This window comes from Methylobacterium sp. ME121, from assembly GCF_000974725.1.
Taxonomy (GTDB): Bacteria; Pseudomonadota; Alphaproteobacteria; order Rhizobiales; family Beijerinckiaceae; genus Methylobacterium; species Methylobacterium radiotolerans.
Genome location: NZ_BBUX01000046.1, coordinates 29,253 through 46,049, shown reverse-complemented (window position 1 = coordinate 46,049; position 16,797 = coordinate 29,253). Strand labels below are relative to the sequence as shown.

Here is a 16,797-nt window from a genome sequence, read left to right as displayed (position 1 = left end):
GGTGCGGGCGCGGCGTGGTGCCCCGGGGCGTGGCCGGCGGGCGCGGCGGCCGGGCGCCGGTTCCGCGCGCGGGCGGAGCCGAACACGCGGACGCGCTCGATCAGCTCGACCCGGAACGTGTCCGAGGTGGTGACGCCGCGGCTGCTCTCCGGCTTGGCGATGTAGTCCACCGCGCCGAGGGCGAGGCATTTCAGCGAGATGTCGGCGTTGCGCGTCGTCAGCGTCGACATCATCACGACCTGCACGCTCGGGCTCATGGCGAGCATGCGCGGCAGCGCGGTCGTGCCGTCGAGTTCCGGCATCTCGATGTCGAGCAGGACCACGTCCGGGTCGTGCTTGGCCATCAGCTCGAGGGCGATCCGGCCGTTCGAGGCCGTGCCGACGAGCTCAAATCCGGCCTCGCCGATCCAGCGGGCGACGAGGCCGCGCACCACGGCCGAATCGTCGGCCACCAGGACACGGATCGCCGTGGCCGATGAGGTCGTGCTCTGGGTTGGCGGCGTGCGCAGCGGGGCGACCGCGGGACTCAGGGCCATGATGATTGCCTCGGGTGCAGGGTCGCGGGGCTCGGGCCGCGGGTCAGGGAGCGGGCGATCAGGCCGCGTCGGCGACGAGACCGACCTGTTCGAGCTTGGCCGTCAGGATGTCGCGGTCGAAGGGCTTCATGATGTACTCGTCGGCCCCCGCCCGGAGGGCGCGGGCGATCGCCCCGACGTCGTTCTCGGTCGTGCAGAACAGGACCTTCGGCGCGCCCCCGCCCTCGCTCTGGCGCAGGGCCTGGAGGAACGCGTAGCCGTCCATGTTCGGCATGTTCCAGTCGAGCAGGATGGCGTCGGGCATGCTGGCCGCGCAGGCTTCGAGGGCGGCGCTGCCGTCCTCGGCCTCGCTGACGTTCATGCCGAGATCCTCGATGATCCGCCGGGCGACCTTCCGGATCACCGCGGAATCGTCCACCACCAGGCAGGTGGTCTCGTGGGGCGCCTTCATCGACCTCTCCCTCAAGCCGCCTTGGCGCCGGCGGGCGTGAAGCCGAGGAGCGCGTCCACGTCGAGGATCACCAGGAGCCGCCCGTCGAGGCGGTGGACGCAGGTGGCGAGGTCGCGGAAGCGCGGATCCAGGTTGATCGGCACCGCCTCGCGGCTGTCGGCGCCGAGCTTGAGCACCTCGCCGACGCCGTCGACCACCAGCGCGAAGGTCTCGCCGGCCTGCTCCAGGCCGATCGCCATCTTGGGGCTGGCCTTGGTGCCGTCCGCCTCGGCCTCCGCGTCGGGCAGGCCCAGGCGCCGGCGCAGGCTCATGGCCGTCACGACCCGGCCGCGCAGGTTCAGGAGGCCGACGATCTCGGCCGGCGCCAGGGGCACCGGCGTGACGCCCGACGGGACGAAGACGTCGTGGACCCGCTCGATCGCCAGGCCGAACAGCGTCTCGCCGACATAGACCGTGACGAAGTCGTCGGTGGCGCCGGTCTCGACCCCGTTGGTGGTGGCGCCGCTGGTGTTGGCGTTGGCAGCCTGCATCGGAACTCTCCGGATTCGTTCGTCGCGATCGTCGCGATCGGCATGGGGCGATCGGCCTGGGTCGATCGGCGCGGGTCGATCGCCCTGGGGCGGTCGGCGCGGAGGCTCAGGCGGCTTTCGACACCGTGGCGGCGCCGATCTCGGCCAGCGCCGAGATCAGGCCGCTGCGGTCGAACTTCGCCACGAGGTCGCTGATCGCGAGCGCCCGCGCCTTCTCCACCGCGTCGGCGCCGATCGCGCCGGTGAGCCCGATCACCGGGAGCCCGGCGAGGCGCGGCTCGGCCCGCCGCATGGCGGCGACGAGGTCGAAGCCGCTGCGGCCCGGCATCTCCAGGTCGGTGACCACCACCTCGATCTGCGGATCGGACTGGAGGGTCGACAGGGCCGTCTCGGCGCTCGACGCCGTGACCACCTGGTAGCCCGCGGCCTTCAGCACCGGGCTCAGCATGTCGCGGAAGAAGGCCGAGTCGTCGACCAGCAGGATCGTGGAGATCTGCTCGGGCCGCTTCAGGCCGCGCGCCCAGTCGTCGTAGGCCAGCGGCAGGAAGTGGGCGATGTTGATGATGTCGGTCGCCCGGCCCCGCAGCACCGCCGAGCCGATCAGGTCCGACCGGTCCGCGGCGATCTCGATGTCGAGGCGCTCCTCGACGATGTCGACGATCTCGTCGACCACGAGGCCCATGGCGCGCTCGCCGTCGGAGAACACCACCAGGGCCTGCGTGCCCTCCGACTTGATGGTGATCGCCGCGTCGGCCGGGACCAGGGGCATCAGGCGCCCGCGGTACTGGATCAGCGCGCGGCCGCCCAGCCACTCGACCTTGGCGCACTCGATCTCCTCGAGGCGGGTGACCAGCGACAGCGGCACCGCCTTGAAGCTGCCCTGGCCGCCCTTGAACACCAGGAGCGTGGTCTTGGTGTCGGCCATCTCGACCGCCTCGTCGGCGTCGGCGTCGATGTGGCCGCCGCTGCCCTGGACGCCCTGCGCCACCTGGCGGGCCACGCCGTTCGGATCGACGATCAGCACCACGGCACCGTCGCCGAGGATCGTGTTGCCGGCAAACATCGGGATGTGCCGCAGCTTCACCGACATTGGCTTCACGACGATCTCCTCCGTGTGGAAGACCTCGTCGACGAGGATGCCGAAGCGCTCGCGCCCGACCTGGGCGACCACCACGAAGCCGGCCTGCTCCGCCTCGCCGCCCGGGCTCGACTGCCCGAGCAGGCCGGTGAGCGAGACGATCGGCAGGAGTCGCTCGCGCAGGCGCAGCACCGGCGCGCCGTTGATGTGCTCGACCCGCTGCGCCCCGGCATCGACCCGGACCAGCTCCAGAACCGCCACCTGCGGCAGGGCGAAGCGGTGCTCGCCGGCCCGCACGATCAGGGCGGCCACGATGGCCAGGGTCAGCGGGATCTTGATGGTGAAGGTGGTGCCGCGGCCCGCCGTGGTGGCGATGTCGATCAGGCCGCCGATGGTCTCGATGTTGGTCTTGACCACGTCCATACCGACGCCGCGGCCCGAGACCGAGGTCACCGCCGCCGCCGTCGAGAAGCCGGCGTGGAAGATGAACTTGGCGACCTGGGCGTCGGTCATCCGCTCGACATCGGCCTGGGAGGCGAGGCCGCGCTCCACCGCCTTCTTGCGGATGGCCGCGAGGTTCAGGCCCTTGCCGTCGTCGGCGATCTCGATCGTGATCGTGCCGCCCTCGTGGTAGGCGGCGAGCCGGATCGTGCCGCGGGCGGGCTTGCCCGCCGCCACGCGCTCGGCGGTCGATTCGAGGCCGTGATCCGCCGAGTTGCGGACCATGTGGGTCAGCGGGTCCTTGATGACCTCGAGGACCTGCCGGTCGAGCTCGGTCTCGTTGCCGACCATCACGAGGTCGATCTGCTTGCCGAGCTCGGCCGAGAGGTCGCGCACCACGCGCGGCAGCTTCTGCCACGCGTTGCCGATCGGCTGCATGCGCGTCTTCATGACGCCTTCCTGCAGCTCGGCGGTGACGTGCGACAGGCGCTGCAGCGGGACCTTGTAGCTCGAATCCTCGTGCCGGCGGGCGATCTCGAGGAGCTGGTTGCGGGTCAGCACCAGCTCCGAGACCATCGTCATCAGGTGCTCGAGCGTGTCGACGTTCACCCGGATCGTCTGGTTCTTGGCGGCGGCGGTCGCCTCGCCCTCGACGGCCTCGGCCTTCTCGGCGCGCGCCGGCTCGGCCTTCTCGGCCTCGACGGGCTCGGCCCGGGCCGGTTCGGGCCTCTTCTCGGCCTTGGGCGCCGCGCTGGCGGCGGGCGCCGGAGCGGGGGCGACGGCGGCCGCAGGCGCGGGCACCGGAGCCGGGGCGGCCGGCGGCGGCGGGAGGAAATCCGATTCGTCCGGACCGGGGGCGGCCAGGAAGGCGGCCTCCAGATCGTCCAGGGAGACCTCACCGGGCTTCAGCTCGCGGACCACCGGATCGGGCAGGACCGGCTCGGGCGGCGGCGGCGGGGCGGCGGCCGCCGGCTCGGGCGAGCCCTCGGCCATGCGCTCGAGGGCCGAGATGAGGTCGTCGTCCGAGCCCGCGGGCTCGGTGCCGGTGGCCTCCAGATCGGCCAGGATGGCCTTCAGCCGGTCCAGCGTCAGCAGGATCAGGGTCACGGAATCGGACGTGGCGGGCAGCCCGTCGCGGAATCGACCCATCAAGGTCTCGGCGGCGTGCGCCAGGGCTTCGAGCCGCGGGAGGCCGAGAAACCCGCAGGTTCCCTTGATCGTGTGGACGAGTCTGAAAATATTCCGCAGAATAGTCTCGTTGTTCGGATCCTGCTCGAATCGAACCAATTCTGCATCGACCGTGTCGAGATGCTCCCCGCTCTCGGTCAAAAACTCGCGAAGCAGGTCGTCCATAGGCGCTACTCGTTACGCGGAGAAGGTCTCGCGCAACCTACTTACTCGCGCGGGGTTAGGGAAGCGTTTCCATCCCGGCCCCGCGCGGCGCCTTTTTCAGAGTTTCACGCCAGCGCCGTGTCCGAAGCCTCTCCATCGGGGTCTTCGGACGCGTCGATCACTGCGGGCGTGGCGGTGATAGTCACTTCATCGCCCTCGATGGCGAAGCGCACGTCCATGGCGGCGGCCCGCGCCACGAGGCCGGCGTAGAACGGCAGGATGCCGTGGGCGTCGACGGTGCCGCTCTCGGGCCGGCCGGCCATCAGCTCCTCGACGTGGGGCGGGATGCGGGCGTGGGAGCCCTTGGCCTTGAGCACCAGCGTGGGCGCCTCGCCGTCGCCGGAGACGACGACGTCGATCACGCCGCCCCGGGGAATCGCCGAGGTGGCGATCATCACGAGATTGAGCAGGAGCTTGACCTTGTTCTTCGGGAACAGCGCCTGCGGGGCGCTCCAGGTCAGCTTGGTCTTGTCGTCGGCGAACATGCCCTTGGCCACGCTCTCGGCGTCGGCGAGGTCGATCGAGGCGCCGGCGGACCCGGCCGCCCCGAAGGCGATCCGGGCGAATTTCAGCCGCGCCGAGGCCTGCCGGGCGCTCTTGCCGATCAGCTCCAGCGCGAAGGTGCGCATCGATTCGTCCTGATCGTCCTCCAGGACCTCCAGCCCGTTCACGATCGCGCCGACGGGGCTGATCACGTCGTGGCAGACGCGGGAGCAGAGCAGGGCGGCGAGGTCGAGGCCGTCGAGATTCAGGGTCGGCGAGGTCGGGGAGGACATGGTGCGCTCCGGGCGGGCGGATCTGAGGTGCGGACGTCTGCGGGCCGGGGCCCCGAGTGGGGCTGCCGGTTCCCGGCCGCCCGGTTCTCGGCCGCCCGGTCCTCGGCCGCCCCTGCGGCGATCGAGTCGCCCGAAGGGATCCCGCGCGGCCCGCGGGCCGGACCGGGGGCGACGACCGGTCCGCACGGATAGACGCCACGGTCGGCTTTGAAAAGCGTTACCGGATCGGACGGAAGGCCGGGCCGCGCCCCGATTCCGGGCCCGCGCGGCCGCGAAGCCGCCGCCGCGGCTCTGGAACGGCCGCGGCGGCGGACCCATCCCTGGCCACATCCTTGCCCGCATCCCTGGCCGCATCGTGAACGCCCGGCGCCCGCCCGGCGCCGCGCGCGGGGCCGGACACGGGCGGCCCGGTCAGCTACGATGCCGGCCCCGTCGCGCCAGGGAGGATGCGGCATGAGAGACGAGACCGATCCCCGGAACGGATCGGCGAGCGGATCGGCCACGACGCTGCGCGCGGGCCTGCGCCCCCGGCTCGGGCTCGCCGACCCGGACGCCGCGCAGGCCCGGCTCGCCGAGCTCGCGCCGGCGCTGCCGGCCGGCTTCCTGACGCCGGCCTGCCGGGACCTGCTCCTGGGCCTCGCGGACCACTCCCCCTTCCTCTGGCGGGCGGCCACCCGGTCGCCCGAGCGCCTCGTCGCCCTGCTGGAGCAGTCGCCGGACGCGGCGAGCCGGGACATCATCGCGCGGCAGCGCGGGGTCGGCGCCGCCTGCGGGGCGAATCCCGACCTCGCCGAGGTCGGCCGGCGGCTGCGCGCCAACCGGGAGGCGCACGCCCTCCTGGTCGCCCTGGCGGATCTCGGCGGCTGCTGGGACCTCGACGCGGTGACCGGCGCCCTGTCGGCCTTCGCCGACGCCTCGGTGAGCGCGGCGGTGGAGGCGCTCCTCCGGCAGGGGATGGCGGCCGGGCGGTACCGGCCCAGGGATCCTGAGGCGCCGCAGGACGGGTCGGGCCTGATCGTCCTGGGCCTGGGCAAGCTCGGCGGCTGCGAGCTGAACTACTCGAGCGACATCGACCTCGTCGTCTTCTACGAGGCGGAGCCCGCCGCCGCGGCGACCGGCGGCGACCCGAAGCCCTTCCTGGTGAAGCTGGCGCAGGGGCTGGTGAAGCTCCTGGCCGACCGGACCGCCGACGGCTACGTCCACCGCATCGACTACCGGCTGCGGCCGGATCCGGGCTCGACCGCGGTGGCGCTCTCCACCGGCTTCGCCTTCGACTACTACCAGACGCTCGGCCAGAACTGGGAGCGCGCGGCCTTCATCAAGGCCCGGCCGATCGCCGGCGACATCCCGGCCGGCGAGGCCTTCCTGGCGGAGCTCGCGCCGTTCATCTGGCGCCGGCACTTCGACTTCCCGGCCATCGCCGAGATCCACGCCCTGAAGCGGCAGATCCACATGGTCCGCGGCCACGAGACCGTCGCGGTCGGCGGCCACGACATCAAGATCGGCCGCGGCGGCATCCGGGAGATCGAGTTCTTCGTCCAGACGCAGCAGCTCGTCTTCGGCGGCCGCAAGCCCGCCCTGCGGGGCCGCCGGACCGTCGCGATGCTCGGCGAGCTCGTCGCCGAGGGCTGGATCGACGGGCGGGCCCGGGACGAGCTCGCCGCGGCCTACGCCTTCCTGCGCACCCTCGAGCACCGGATCCAGATGATCCGGGACGAGCAGACCCAGCGCCTGCCCACCGGGACCGAGGCGCTGACCGCGCTCGCCCTGTTCGCGGGCTTCCCCGACCTGCCGGCCTTCGAGGCGGCCCTGCTCCACCATGCCGGGCGGGTCCAGGCGCACTACGCCCTGCTGTTCGAGGCGGAGCCGGAGGCCGGCGCGGACGGGGCCGCCCTGGTCTTCGGCGAGAGCGAGCCGGATCCCGAGACCCTGGCGCGGCTCGGCGCCTTCGGGTTCCGGGACCCGCGCCTGGCCTGGGAGACCGTGCAGGGCTGGCATCTCGGCCGCCGCCCGGCCCTGCGGACCGGCCGGGCCCGGGAGATCCTCGCCGAGATGCTCCCGGCGCTGCTGCGCGCGCTCGGCGGGACCGCCGACCCCGACGCGGCGCTCCTCGCCCTCGACCGGGCCTTCGCGCGCATGCCCGCGGTGGCCGAACTCCTCGCCATCCTGCGCTCGCACGAGCGCCTGCGCCTGCTGTTCGCCGACATCCTGGGGACGGCGCCGCGCCTCGCCGACACGGTCGGCCTGAGCCCGCACGTCCTCGACACCGTGCTCGACGCCGATTTCGTGACGCCGACCACGGATCCCGGGGAGGTCCGCGCGCAGTACCGGGCGCTCCTGGGCCAGCCCGCGAGCCACGAGGAGAGCCTCGACCGCTGCCGGGACGCCACCCGGCAGATGGCCTTCGTCACGGGCGCCCGCCTGCTGTCGGGCATCCTCACCCCGCGCCAGGCCGGGGAAGCCTACGCGGCGATCGCCGAGGCCACGGTGGCGCTGAGCCTGGAGGCGGAGGAGCGCCGGTTCGCCCTGGACCACGGCGCGGTGCCGGCGGGGCGCTGCTGCGTCCTGGCGCTGGGCCGCCTCGGATCCCGGCAGCTCAGCGCCGAATCCGACCTCGACCTCGTGTTCCTGTACGATTTCGACCCGGAGAACCGCACCAGCGACGGACGGCGCCCCCTCGACGCCGTGGTCGCCTACAACCGGCTGGCGCAGCGCGTGTTCGCGGCGCTCACCACGGCCACGCGGCGCGGCCGGCTCTACGCCGTCGACCTGCGGCTGCGGCCCTACGGCAGCCACAGCCCGCCGGCCGTGCAGCTCAGCGGCTTCGCGGCCTATCACGGCGGCGAGGCGGAGCTCTGGGAGCACATGGCGCTCGCCCGCGCCCGGGTCGTCGCCGGCGACGCCACCCTGGCGGCCGACGTCACGGCCGCGATCGCCGGGATCCTCCGGCAGCCGCGCGAGACCGCCGCCGTCTGCGCCGAGGCGGGCGCGATGCGGGCCCTGGTCGCGCGGGAGCGGGGCCATGCCGGCCCCTACGACCTGAAGCTCGCCCCCGGCGCGCTGTTCGACCTCGACTTCCTCGCCCAGGCCCTCGTGCTGAGCCAGGCCCATGACTGGCCCGGCTGCATCGGCCTCGGCGCGGAGGCGCTGTTCCGGGCGGCGGCGGCGCGCGGCCTCCTGCCCGCGGCGGCGGGCGAGGCCCTCGCCGAGACCTACGGGTTCCTCGACGCCGTCTACCAGTGGCAGCGGCTCGTGATGGCCGATCCCGCCGCCGCGCCGTCCGAGACCGCGTCCCGGCAGATCGCTAAGGCCGTGGGCCTCCCCGACGCGCGCGGCCTCGCGGCGGAGCTGCGCCGCCACCGCCGCCGGAGCCAGGCCCTGCTGGCGCGGATCCGGCGGACGGTGCGGCTGCCGTCGCGGATGCCGGCCGCCGCGCGGGAGCCCCCGGAGCGCCCATGAGGTGGCGCTCCGGCCGGAGGCCGTCGACAATCCCCCGCCGGTCGGGCATTCAGGGCGGTCTTGGGAGGCACCATGACGGGCGCGGCGACGATCTCGGGGCCGGAGCGTGAGCGGATCGCCGCGGCGCTCGCCGAGATCGCCTGCGCGGCGGGGGAGATCCTGCGCCGCTACCACCGGGGCCCCTGCCCTCACGCCCTGAAGCCGGACGGCTCCCCCTCCAGCGCCGCCGACGTCGAGGCCGAGGACCTGATCGTCGAGGCCCTCGCCGGGCGCTTCCCGGGAATCGCGGTCGTGGCCGAGGAGCGCGCCCAGGGCGACGCGACCCGCCCGGCTGACCTCTTCTTCCTCGTCGACCCCCTGGACGGCACCCGCGACTTCCTCGCCGGGACGCCGGACTACTCGGTCAACATCGCGCTCGTGTCCGGCGCCCGCCCGGTGGCGGCCGCGCTCGCGGCCCCCGGCCTCGGCCGGGTCTGGTGGGCCGGCCCCGCGACCCTGGAGGGTCCCGTGGTCGCGGGCCGGCCGGGGGCCGGGCGGCCGGTCCGCGCGCGGCCGGTGCCGGTGGCGGGCCTCGTCGCCCTGGGCAGCCGGCGGCACGGCGATCCCGAGACCGCCACCTGCCTCGCCGCGCTGCCGGTCGCGGAGACGCGCCAGGTCGGGTCCGCCCTGAAGTTCGCGCTGATCGCCGCCGGCGAGGCGGACATCTACGTCCGCTGCGGCCCGACCATGGAATGGGATACGGCCGCGGGCGACCACATCGTCGCGGCGGCGGGGGGCCGGGTGGTGGTGCCGGGCGGCGGCCCGATCCGCTACGGCCAGCACGGGCCCGATCACCGCAACGGTCCCTTCGCGGCCCTCGGGGACCCGACCCTGGCCCCGCGGCTCGCCCTGCCGGCCCGCGCGGCCGGCCGGCCGGCGGCGCCGCTCAGCGCGGCGCGTCCGTAGGCGGGGCGTCGGGCGGGACATCCTGCAGACGGCTCACGGCCGGCCAGGCCGCCTCCGCCTGGCGGGCCAGGTCGGGCTCCGCCAGGAACCGGGCGCGGCGCCCGGCATCCCGGAACAGGTACAGGCGCTCGCCGATCACCGCGAAGACCAGGGGATCGGCGTCCACCAGCCGGCCCTCCAGGATCCCGGCGGCGTCGTAGCCCCCGAGGCGCGGGGCGTAGGCGGGCGGATCGTCCCGGAAGGCCGCGCGGTTGGCGCCGCTGGAGAAGCGCCAGACCTGGCCGCCCCAGGACAGCTCGAACCGGGCCAGACCGGCCTGCGGCCCGCCCTCCAGGAAGTAGCTGACCGGATCGAAGCCGTTGAGCGTCAGCAGCTCGATCCGGGTCCGGGCCGGCAGGCCCTCCTCCGCCGCGGCGCGGCCGGGGGCGAGCCCCGGCAGGGCCGCCAGCGCGGCGGACAGCCCGGCCGCCCGCGCGAGCGTGAGCGCCGCCTTCGGGATGATCGCGCCCGACCGTCCGAACGCGGGGAGCGCGCGGGCTGCGGGGTCAGGACGCGTTAACCACATCTTGCGGATTCCCTCAGAAGCTGGTCCGACTCATCCGCCCGGCGCGGCCTCTGCCGGCCCGGCGGGACAGAGCGGCACAGGTCCGTCGCACGAACGGTTAATCGAACCGGGCGAGGAGGCAACGATGACGGCACGAGACGATCGCGGCACCGATCGCGGCACCGATCGCCGCACCCTCCTGCGCGCGGGCCTCGGCCTGGCGCTGGGTGCGCCCCTCGGCGCGTCCCTCGCTGGGCTCGGCACGGCGGGAGCGGCCCGGGCGGCCGGCGAGGATCTCGACACGCCCGAGACCTTCCGCCCCGGCGAGATCGTGGAATCCGGCCACCGGTTCTTCGGCACGGTGTCGCGCGGCCTCGCGCTCACCGTCGAGGAGGCGGGCCGGCGCTGGGGCGAGCCCAACGGCTACATCCTCGGCCAGGAGGGCGGCGGCGCCGTGGTGGCGGGCGTCCGCTACGGCGAGGGCACCCTCTACACCCGCAACGCCGGCCAGCGGCGCATCTACTGGCAGGGCCCGTCCGTCGGCTTCGATGTCGGCGGCGACGGCGCCCGCACCATGATGCTGGTCTACAACCTGCCCAACGTGCGCGACCTGTACCGCCGCTTCGCCGGCGTCGACGGCTCGGCCTACCTGGTGGGCGGCTTCGGGATGACCGCGGTGGTCAACGACCGGGTCATCGTCGTGCCGATCCGCAGCGGCGTCGGCGCCCGCCTCGGGATCAATGTCGGCTATCTGAAGTTCACCCGTGAGCCCACTTGGAACCCTTTCTGATCCGGCCTGATCGGGCACGGGATCGGAACGCGTTCTGATTGACCGGCGCCGCGGGATTTCACCCTCGCGGCCAACCTGGGCTAGAGTGAAGGCGGGTCGGGTTTTCCGGCCGGATGCGCGGGCTGCACCCTCGTGATCGAAACGGTGATGATCTTCGCGCTGGGCTTCCTGGCGGCGAGCCTGTGCGGCCTGCTGCTGCTGCCGGCCCTCAACACGCGCGCCGCGCGCCTGGAGCGGCGCCGGGCCGAGGCGCGCCTGCCCCTGTCCCCGGCCGAGATCGCCGCGGAGCGCGACTTCCTGCGCGCGCAGTTCGCCGTGCAGCAGCGCCGCCTGGAGCGCCGGGTCGAGACCGTCGAGGCGCGGCGGCAGGCCGACATGGCGGCGATCGGGGCCGGGACGATGCGGGTCGCCGCCCTCGCGCGCGACGTCGCCGCCCGCGACGCCGAGATCGCCCAGGCCCAGGCCAAGACCCGGGAACTCGAGACCGAGCTGGCGCTCGCCCGCGACGACGGGAGCGCGAGCCTCGCCACCCTCCAGGCCCTCGAGGACGCCCATGCCGACCTGCTCGACAGCCTCCTGGCACTCCGGCAGGGCCCGGCCCCGGCGCCCGACGCCGCCGCGCTGGCGGCCGAGCGCGACGACCTGCGCGCGAGCCTGAAGGCGGCCGAGGAGGCCCTGGCCCTGACCCTGGCCGACCGGCAGAGCGACCGGGCCGGAAGCCCGCCGCCGGACCGGCAGGCCGGCATCGAGCGCGAGAACGCCGATCTCCGGCGGCGAATCGTCGAGGTCGCCGACGCCCTCACGGCCCCGGGCCGGATGCCCCGGACCGCGTCGGCGATGCCGCAACCCGAGCGGGTCTGAGCGGATCCGCCCCCGGAACGGGGGTTTGGCTACCGGAACGCAACCGAAAACCTGCGATGACTGCCTTGTTTCGACCACGCAAAGGCATCATCGCATCGCCGACGCGTCCTGCATTCACAACTTCGACAGATGGTACGGATACCCATGCGCCTGAAGCCGATCGCCCTCGCCGTCGCGGCGGCCCTTGCCCTGACGCTGCCGGCAGCGGCGCAGCAGACGAAGCGCGGCAATGAGACCCTGAAGAAATACTGCACCGGCGACTACCTGACCTACTGCGGCAACCTGGCCCCCGACGATCCGGCCACCGATGCCTGCTTCCAGAAGAACTGGAAGAAGCTCAGCGAGAACTGCCGCCGGGCGATCGACGCCTACGAGGCCGAGCAGCAGCAGAACGCCCCCGCCAAGAACCGGCAGGGCTCGCAGGGCGGCAAGGAGCGGCGGGGCTGACGCCTCCCGACCGTCGCGGCCCGGGAACCGGCGCCCGGCCGCACGCCGCGACCGGGCTGTGGCGGGCGGGCGCTCGCGCCGGGACGCGGCAACGGCTAAGGTAGCGCTCCCGCCGGCCCTCGCGTGCCGGTGCCGAGCCCGCCGGACCCTCGCGCGATGTTGTCGAAACCCGCCCTGAAACTTCTGGCCGTGTCCGGCCTCGTGGCCCTGGCGGCTTCCGCCTGCGGGCGACGGGGCGCGCTGGAGCCGCCGCAGACGGCGGCCCCCGCGGCAGCAGCGGCCGGCGCACAGCCGAGTGCGGACGCGCCGACCGGACGGCGGACGCTGCCGGTCTCGGTCGGGCTCGGCGGCGGCGCCCCCGAGCCGGATCCGGCCTCGGTGCGCGCCGGCGACGAGCTCTCCGCGGCGGCGGTGCCGCCGGGCGGCACCGATGCGCCGGTGGAGACCAGCCGCGGGGCGCGCCGCGGCTACCGCGTGCCCAAGGAGCCTTTCATTCTGGATCCGCTGCTGTAGAGGGCGGAGGCCGGCACCTCGTCGCGGTGCCGCGCGCCCGGTGGCCTGGTCGGACCCGGTCGGCGGCGCGCCCGCCGCGGCCCGCGGCGGGGTGTTTCACGGGAAACAGCCCGCGCTCCGGCGCGGACGAGACACGGCGACGAGACACGGCCGAGATGCACCACTTCCACTATCGCGACGGCCGCCTGCACGCCGAGGAGGTCGACCTGACCGGCCTCGCCGCGGAGGTCGGCACACCGTTCTACTGCTACAGCACCGCCACGCTGGAGCGGCACTACCGCGTGTTCGCGGAGGCGTTCGCGGCCGACGACGCGCTGGTCTGCTTCGCCATGAAGGCGAACTCGAACCAGGCCGTCCTGCGGACCCTCGCGGCCCGGGGCGCCGGGATGGATATCGTCTCCGGCGGCGAGCTGCAGCGGGCGCTGGCCGCCGGCGTGGATCCCGGGAAGATCGTGTTCTCGGGAGTGGGCAAGAGCCGCGCCGAGATGGAGGCCGCGCTGACGGCCGGCATCTTCTGCTTCAACGTCGAGAGCGAGCCGGAGCTCGCGGTCCTGTCCGAGGTGGCCGTGGGTCTCGGCCTCCGTGCGCCCGTCTCGGTCCGGGTGAACCCCGACGTGGATGCCGGCACGCACGCCAAGATCTCCACCGGCAAGTACGAGAACAAGTTCGGCGTCCCGATCACCCGGGCTCCGGCGGTCTACGCCGCCGCGGCCGCCCTGCCGGGGATCGCGGTGCACGGCGTCGACATGCATATCGGCAGCCAGATCACCGATCTGGCGCCCTTCGCCGACGCGGCCCGGCTGCTGGCCGGCCTCGCCCGGGAGCTGCTGGCGGCCGGCCATCCCCTGCGCCACATCGACTTCGGCGGCGGGCTCGGGATCCCCTACCGCGACGACAACGCGCCGCCGCCGGACCCGGCGGCGCTGGCCGCGACCCTGCGGCCGCATTTCGCTCCCCTCGGCCTGCGGCCGGTCTTCGAGATCGGCCGGATGATCGTCGGCAATGCCGGGATCCTGCTGACGCGGGTGCTCTACGTGAAGCACAGCGAGGGGCGGACCTTCGTGATCGTCGACGCGGCGATGAACGACCTGATCCGCCCGACCCTGTACGAGGCCTATCACGGCCTGCGACCGGTCATCGAGCCGGGCCCCGAGACGCCGCGCCTCGTCGCCGACGTGGTCGGCCCGGTCTGCGAGAGCGGCGACTATCTCGCGCTCAACCGCGAGATGCCGGAGGTGAGGCCCGGCGACCTGATCGCCGTGATGAGCGCCGGCGCCTACGGGGCGGTGCAGTCCTGCACCTACAACACCCGGCCGCTGGTGCCGGAGGTTCTGGTGCGGGGCGACCGGGCGGCGGTGGTCCGTCCGCGCCTCGACGTCGACGCGCTGATCGCCCTCGACCGGGTGCCGGACTGGCTGGCGTGAGCCGCGCTCCGGCGGGCGCCGCCTCCGCGCCGGCCCCGGGACCCGACGGGCCGCTGCCGCTGTCGGTCTTCATCATCGCCCACAACGAGGTCGACCGGATCGGCGCGACGATCCGGGCGGTGCGCGGCCTGACCGACGACCTCGTGGTGGTCGATTCGGGCTCCACGGACGGCACGCAGGCGCTGGCGGCGTCGCTGGGCGCGCGGGTGCTGCACAATCCCTGGCCGGGCTACGGCCCGCAGAAGCGCTTCGCCGAGGAGCAGTGCCGGCACGTCTGGCTCCTGAACCTCGACGCCGACGAGGTGGTCCCGCCGGAACTGGTCCGGGAGATCCGGGGCCTCTGGGCCGCAGGCGAGCCGCGCCGGCCGGCGTGGCGGATCGGCATCGCGGAGATCTTCCCCGGCGAGGGCCGGCCGCACCCGCTCGCCTACACGCTGACGCCGGTCCGGCTCTACCGGAAGGACCGGGGCCGCTACGCCGCCTCGCCGGTCCACGACCGGGTGGCGCTGGAACCGGGTGTGAGTCCAGGGCGGCTCAGGGGCGTGATCCACCATTTCTCGGTGCGCTCGCTCGGCGACCAGCTCGACAAGCTGAACCGTTACTCCGACCAGCAGGCGGACGACTTGGAAGCGCGGGGCGTGGTGATTCCGACCTGGCGGGTGTTCGTCGAGCTGCCGGGCAATTTCCTGAAGGCCTATCTCGGCCGCCGCCATTTCGTGCGCGGCACCTACGGCTTCCTGACGGCGATGAACTACGCGATCTCGCGGCATCTGCGCGTCGCCAAGCACGTCGAGCGCCGCCGCGTGGCCGCTGCCCGCCAGGATCGGGTTGACCCGCCGGATCCGACCTTCTAGAGCCAGAGCGCCGGAGACGTGGCCGAGCGGCTGAAGGCACTCGTTTGCTAAATGAGCATACCCAGAAATGGGTATCGAGGGTTCGAATCCCTCCGTCTCCGCCACCTATGCATCGCCGCGAAAAGCGCAGCGATTACAACGGCCCGGCGGCATCTACGATCCACGAAGTACCGCAAAAGTACCACAGATTCCTGGGCACCGCGTACCACGGCCGCCGCGCGAATCCACAGGATCGGGCACCCTGTCCTTGCCGGCGCCGGTTGAAAGCCTGGACGCAAACGTATCGCAGGTTAGACCGTAAGGCGCTTAGCGCCTCACATGCGATACGTTTCGGGCGGTGGTGGTGCCCCGGGAACGAGTTGAACGTCCCTCTCCGCGTTTTCAGCGCGGCGCTATCACCGAGTCAGCTGCCGGCGCTCGGGGCGAGTGTCCCACCGGCGCGGCGATTCGGACAGGGCGGTGGGGTCGATCCCAAATGGAACTCACCGTGGACAGTCCCATGTCGGCTCTAACCCGCTACCTCCTCCTCATCCTGTTGGTGCTGGCACCGGGATCGGCGCTCGCCGAGGAAGGATGCCCGGCGGGTCAGCTCAAGGGCTTGAACGAGACCTGCACCAAGCTGTCCGAGCGCACCAAGCTGCCACTGGATGAGACGAAGCCGATGCGGTTCGAGGCCGTGCAGGTCAGCATGATGATGATCCATGTCCAAGCGACAGGGACGATCACAGAGGACACGCCGGCCGAGTTTGAGCGGTTCCTCAAGAGCGACGAAGCCAGCTACTCCAAGGATCTCCACCTCCATTCGCTAGGGGGGAACCTTATGGCGGGCCTGCGGCTCGGTGAGATGATCCGCAAGGCTGGCATGAACACGATGGTCGGGCGATCCATTCCGCTGGAGGGCATCACGAACATCTTCTCGTATGATAGCGCGACCTGCGCCTCTGCCTGCGCATACGCGTTCCTGGGAGGGGTCACGCGCGATTACGGCGATCGCGACTTTTTCGGCCTCCACCGCTTCGGGGTGGACGGGAAGGCCATCTCGGGTGACGACGCTCAGGTCATCAGCAGCATCATCTCCGCGTACATCCAGCGAATGGGGATCGACCAAGCCGTACTGCGGGCGGCCGCGTCAGCCCCCTTCGAGAACGGGGTCTACCGGCTGCCGGTCGCCCTGGCCAAACGCATGCGGGTCATCAGCGGGCAGAGCGGCGAGACCACGTTTAACGTCGAAGACGTGGACGGCCGGACCGTCATCCGGTTCGAATTCAACAAGCGAGAGCGGCGCTATGCCGGTTCGCTCATGTGCGACGAAGGATCGAAGTTCCTTACCATAATGGACGTGGACGATGTCATTCCGCAGTCTTTGCGGCAGGCCAGCAATTTTCCCGCGAGGTTCATCGACGGCGCAGGGCGGACCCTCAACGGTCTAGTCAGCTACTTCAAGAACCCGAAGCTTGGATTTTTGATCTTCTCGATCCCGGACCTGACCAAGCAGTCCTTCGCCGGCGAAGGCCTGAAGCTCGATGACATAGCCAACCCGGCGATAGACCGTAGGGCAAAAGGGAAGGTAGGCGCGACGCCAGAGATGATCGCCCTGATGAACTGGGTAGGCGACGTTCAGCAGTTCTCCTTCCAAATCTCCGCTGCGAACTCTGTTAATACCGTTCCTCTCGTTCTCAGGGATTGCAAGCGGCCGAAGTGAGGTAGGGGCTCTTTCGGCGCATGTTGCCTAGGAACCTTTTTAAGGCAATTCCGG

At 72.6% G+C, this 16,797-nt stretch carries 15 protein-coding genes and 2 tRNA genes; 10 read left to right on the top strand and 7 right to left on the bottom strand.

The window, feature by feature from the left end:
• The 5 genes from ME121_RS22845 to chpT all read right to left on the bottom strand — a co-directional run.
• Positions 1 to 536 (bottom strand): response regulator (locus tag ME121_RS22845; protein ID WP_491892862.1); only part of this gene is annotated, 536 nt, incomplete at its 3' end.
• A gap of 58 nt (positions 537 to 594) precedes the next feature.
• On the bottom strand, positions 595 to 987 hold the full coding sequence (locus ME121_RS22840; protein ID WP_012320961.1) for a response regulator: 393 nt from the start codon (positions 985 to 987) through the stop codon (positions 595 to 597).
• Positions 988 to 998: 11 nt separating this feature from the next.
• Positions 999 to 1,517, bottom strand: coding sequence for a chemotaxis protein CheW (locus ME121_RS22835; RefSeq protein ID WP_012320962.1), 519 nt, complete (start codon positions 1,515 to 1,517; stop codon positions 999 to 1,001).
• Between the two features lie 106 nt (positions 1,518 to 1,623).
• On the bottom strand, positions 1,624 to 4,389 hold the full coding sequence (locus ME121_RS22830; RefSeq protein ID WP_012320963.1) for a hybrid sensor histidine kinase/response regulator: 2,766 nt from the start codon (positions 4,387 to 4,389) through the stop codon (positions 1,624 to 1,626).
• Positions 4,390 to 4,493: 104 nt separating this feature from the next.
• Positions 4,494 to 5,204 carry a histidine phosphotransferase ChpT gene (gene chpT, locus ME121_RS22825; RefSeq protein WP_012320964.1) on the bottom strand — a complete coding sequence of 237 codons (711 nt, stop codon included), beginning with the start codon at positions 5,202 to 5,204 and terminating at the stop codon, positions 4,494 to 4,496.
• A 453-nt stretch (positions 5,205 to 5,657) separates the two neighbouring features.
• On the opposite strand from chpT, the gene ME121_RS22820 reads away from it, so the two are divergent.
• Together ME121_RS22820 and ME121_RS22815 are read left to right on the top strand one after the other, a co-directional pair.
• Positions 5,658 to 8,663: a bifunctional [glutamine synthetase] adenylyltransferase/[glutamine synthetase]-adenylyl-L-tyrosine phosphorylase gene (locus ME121_RS22820; protein ID WP_059409622.1), complete on the top strand. Its 3,006-nt coding sequence runs from the start codon at positions 5,658 to 5,660 to the stop codon at positions 8,661 to 8,663.
• 72 nt (positions 8,664 to 8,735) lie between these two features.
• Positions 8,736 to 9,608 (top strand): 3'(2'),5'-bisphosphate nucleotidase CysQ family protein, encoded by an 873-nt coding sequence (locus ME121_RS22815; protein ID WP_012320966.1) that lies wholly within the window; start codon positions 8,736 to 8,738, stop codon positions 9,606 to 9,608.
• Here ME121_RS22815 and ME121_RS22810 read toward each other — a convergent pair.
• The gene (locus ME121_RS22810; protein WP_012320967.1) at positions 9,589 to 10,173 is read right to left on the bottom strand and encodes a YHS domain-containing (seleno)protein; all 585 of its coding nucleotides are present in this window, start codon (positions 10,171 to 10,173) and stop codon (positions 9,589 to 9,591) included. The two genes, ME121_RS22815 and ME121_RS22810, sit on opposite strands and share 20 nt — an antisense overlap.
• A gap of 124 nt (positions 10,174 to 10,297) precedes the next feature.
• Here ME121_RS22810 and ME121_RS22805 point away from each other — a divergent pair, with 124 nt between their 5' ends.
• The 7 genes from ME121_RS22805 (at position 10,298) to ME121_RS22775 (ending at position 15,145) form a co-directional block, all read left to right on the top strand.
• Positions 10,298 to 10,942, top strand: coding sequence for a DUF1134 domain-containing protein (locus ME121_RS22805; protein WP_012320968.1), 645 nt, complete (start codon positions 10,298 to 10,300; stop codon positions 10,940 to 10,942).
• A gap of 147 nt (positions 10,943 to 11,089) precedes the next feature.
• On the top strand, positions 11,090 to 11,803 hold the full coding sequence (locus tag ME121_RS22800) for a hypothetical protein (RefSeq protein WP_043343910.1): 714 nt from the start codon (positions 11,090 to 11,092) through the stop codon (positions 11,801 to 11,803).
• Between the two features lie 144 nt (positions 11,804 to 11,947).
• A complete protein-coding gene (locus ME121_RS22795; protein WP_012320970.1) occupies positions 11,948 to 12,250 on the top strand; it encodes a hypothetical protein in 303 nt (100 codons plus the stop codon).
• A gap of 156 nt (positions 12,251 to 12,406) precedes the next feature.
• A complete protein-coding gene (locus ME121_RS22790) occupies positions 12,407 to 12,763 on the top strand; it encodes a hypothetical protein (protein WP_012320971.1) in 357 nt (118 codons plus the stop codon).
• A 155-nt stretch (positions 12,764 to 12,918) separates the two neighbouring features.
• Positions 12,919 to 14,187, top strand: coding sequence for a diaminopimelate decarboxylase (gene lysA / locus ME121_RS22785; RefSeq protein ID WP_024829005.1), 1,269 nt, complete (start codon positions 12,919 to 12,921; stop codon positions 14,185 to 14,187).
• On the top strand, positions 14,184 to 15,041 hold the full coding sequence (locus tag ME121_RS22780; RefSeq protein WP_175654151.1) for a glycosyltransferase family 2 protein: 858 nt from the start codon (positions 14,184 to 14,186) through the stop codon (positions 15,039 to 15,041). The genes lysA and ME121_RS22780 overlap by 4 nt, the downstream gene beginning before the upstream one ends.
• Before the next feature lie 12 nt (positions 15,042 to 15,053).
• Positions 15,054 to 15,145, top strand: a tRNA-Ser gene (locus tag ME121_RS22775).
• A gap of 237 nt (positions 15,146 to 15,382) precedes the next feature.
• Here the strand turns inward: ME121_RS22775 and ME121_RS22770 are convergent.
• Positions 15,383 to 15,458 (bottom strand) — tRNA-Phe (locus ME121_RS22770).
• A gap of 58 nt (positions 15,459 to 15,516) precedes the next feature.
• Between ME121_RS22770 and ME121_RS22765 the strand changes: the two genes are divergently transcribed.
• Positions 15,517 to 16,743, top strand: a complete 1,227-nt coding sequence (locus ME121_RS22765; RefSeq protein ID WP_043074364.1) for a COG3904 family protein — start codon at positions 15,517 to 15,519, stop codon at positions 16,741 to 16,743.
• Positions 16,744 to 16,797: the final 54 nt, after the last annotated feature.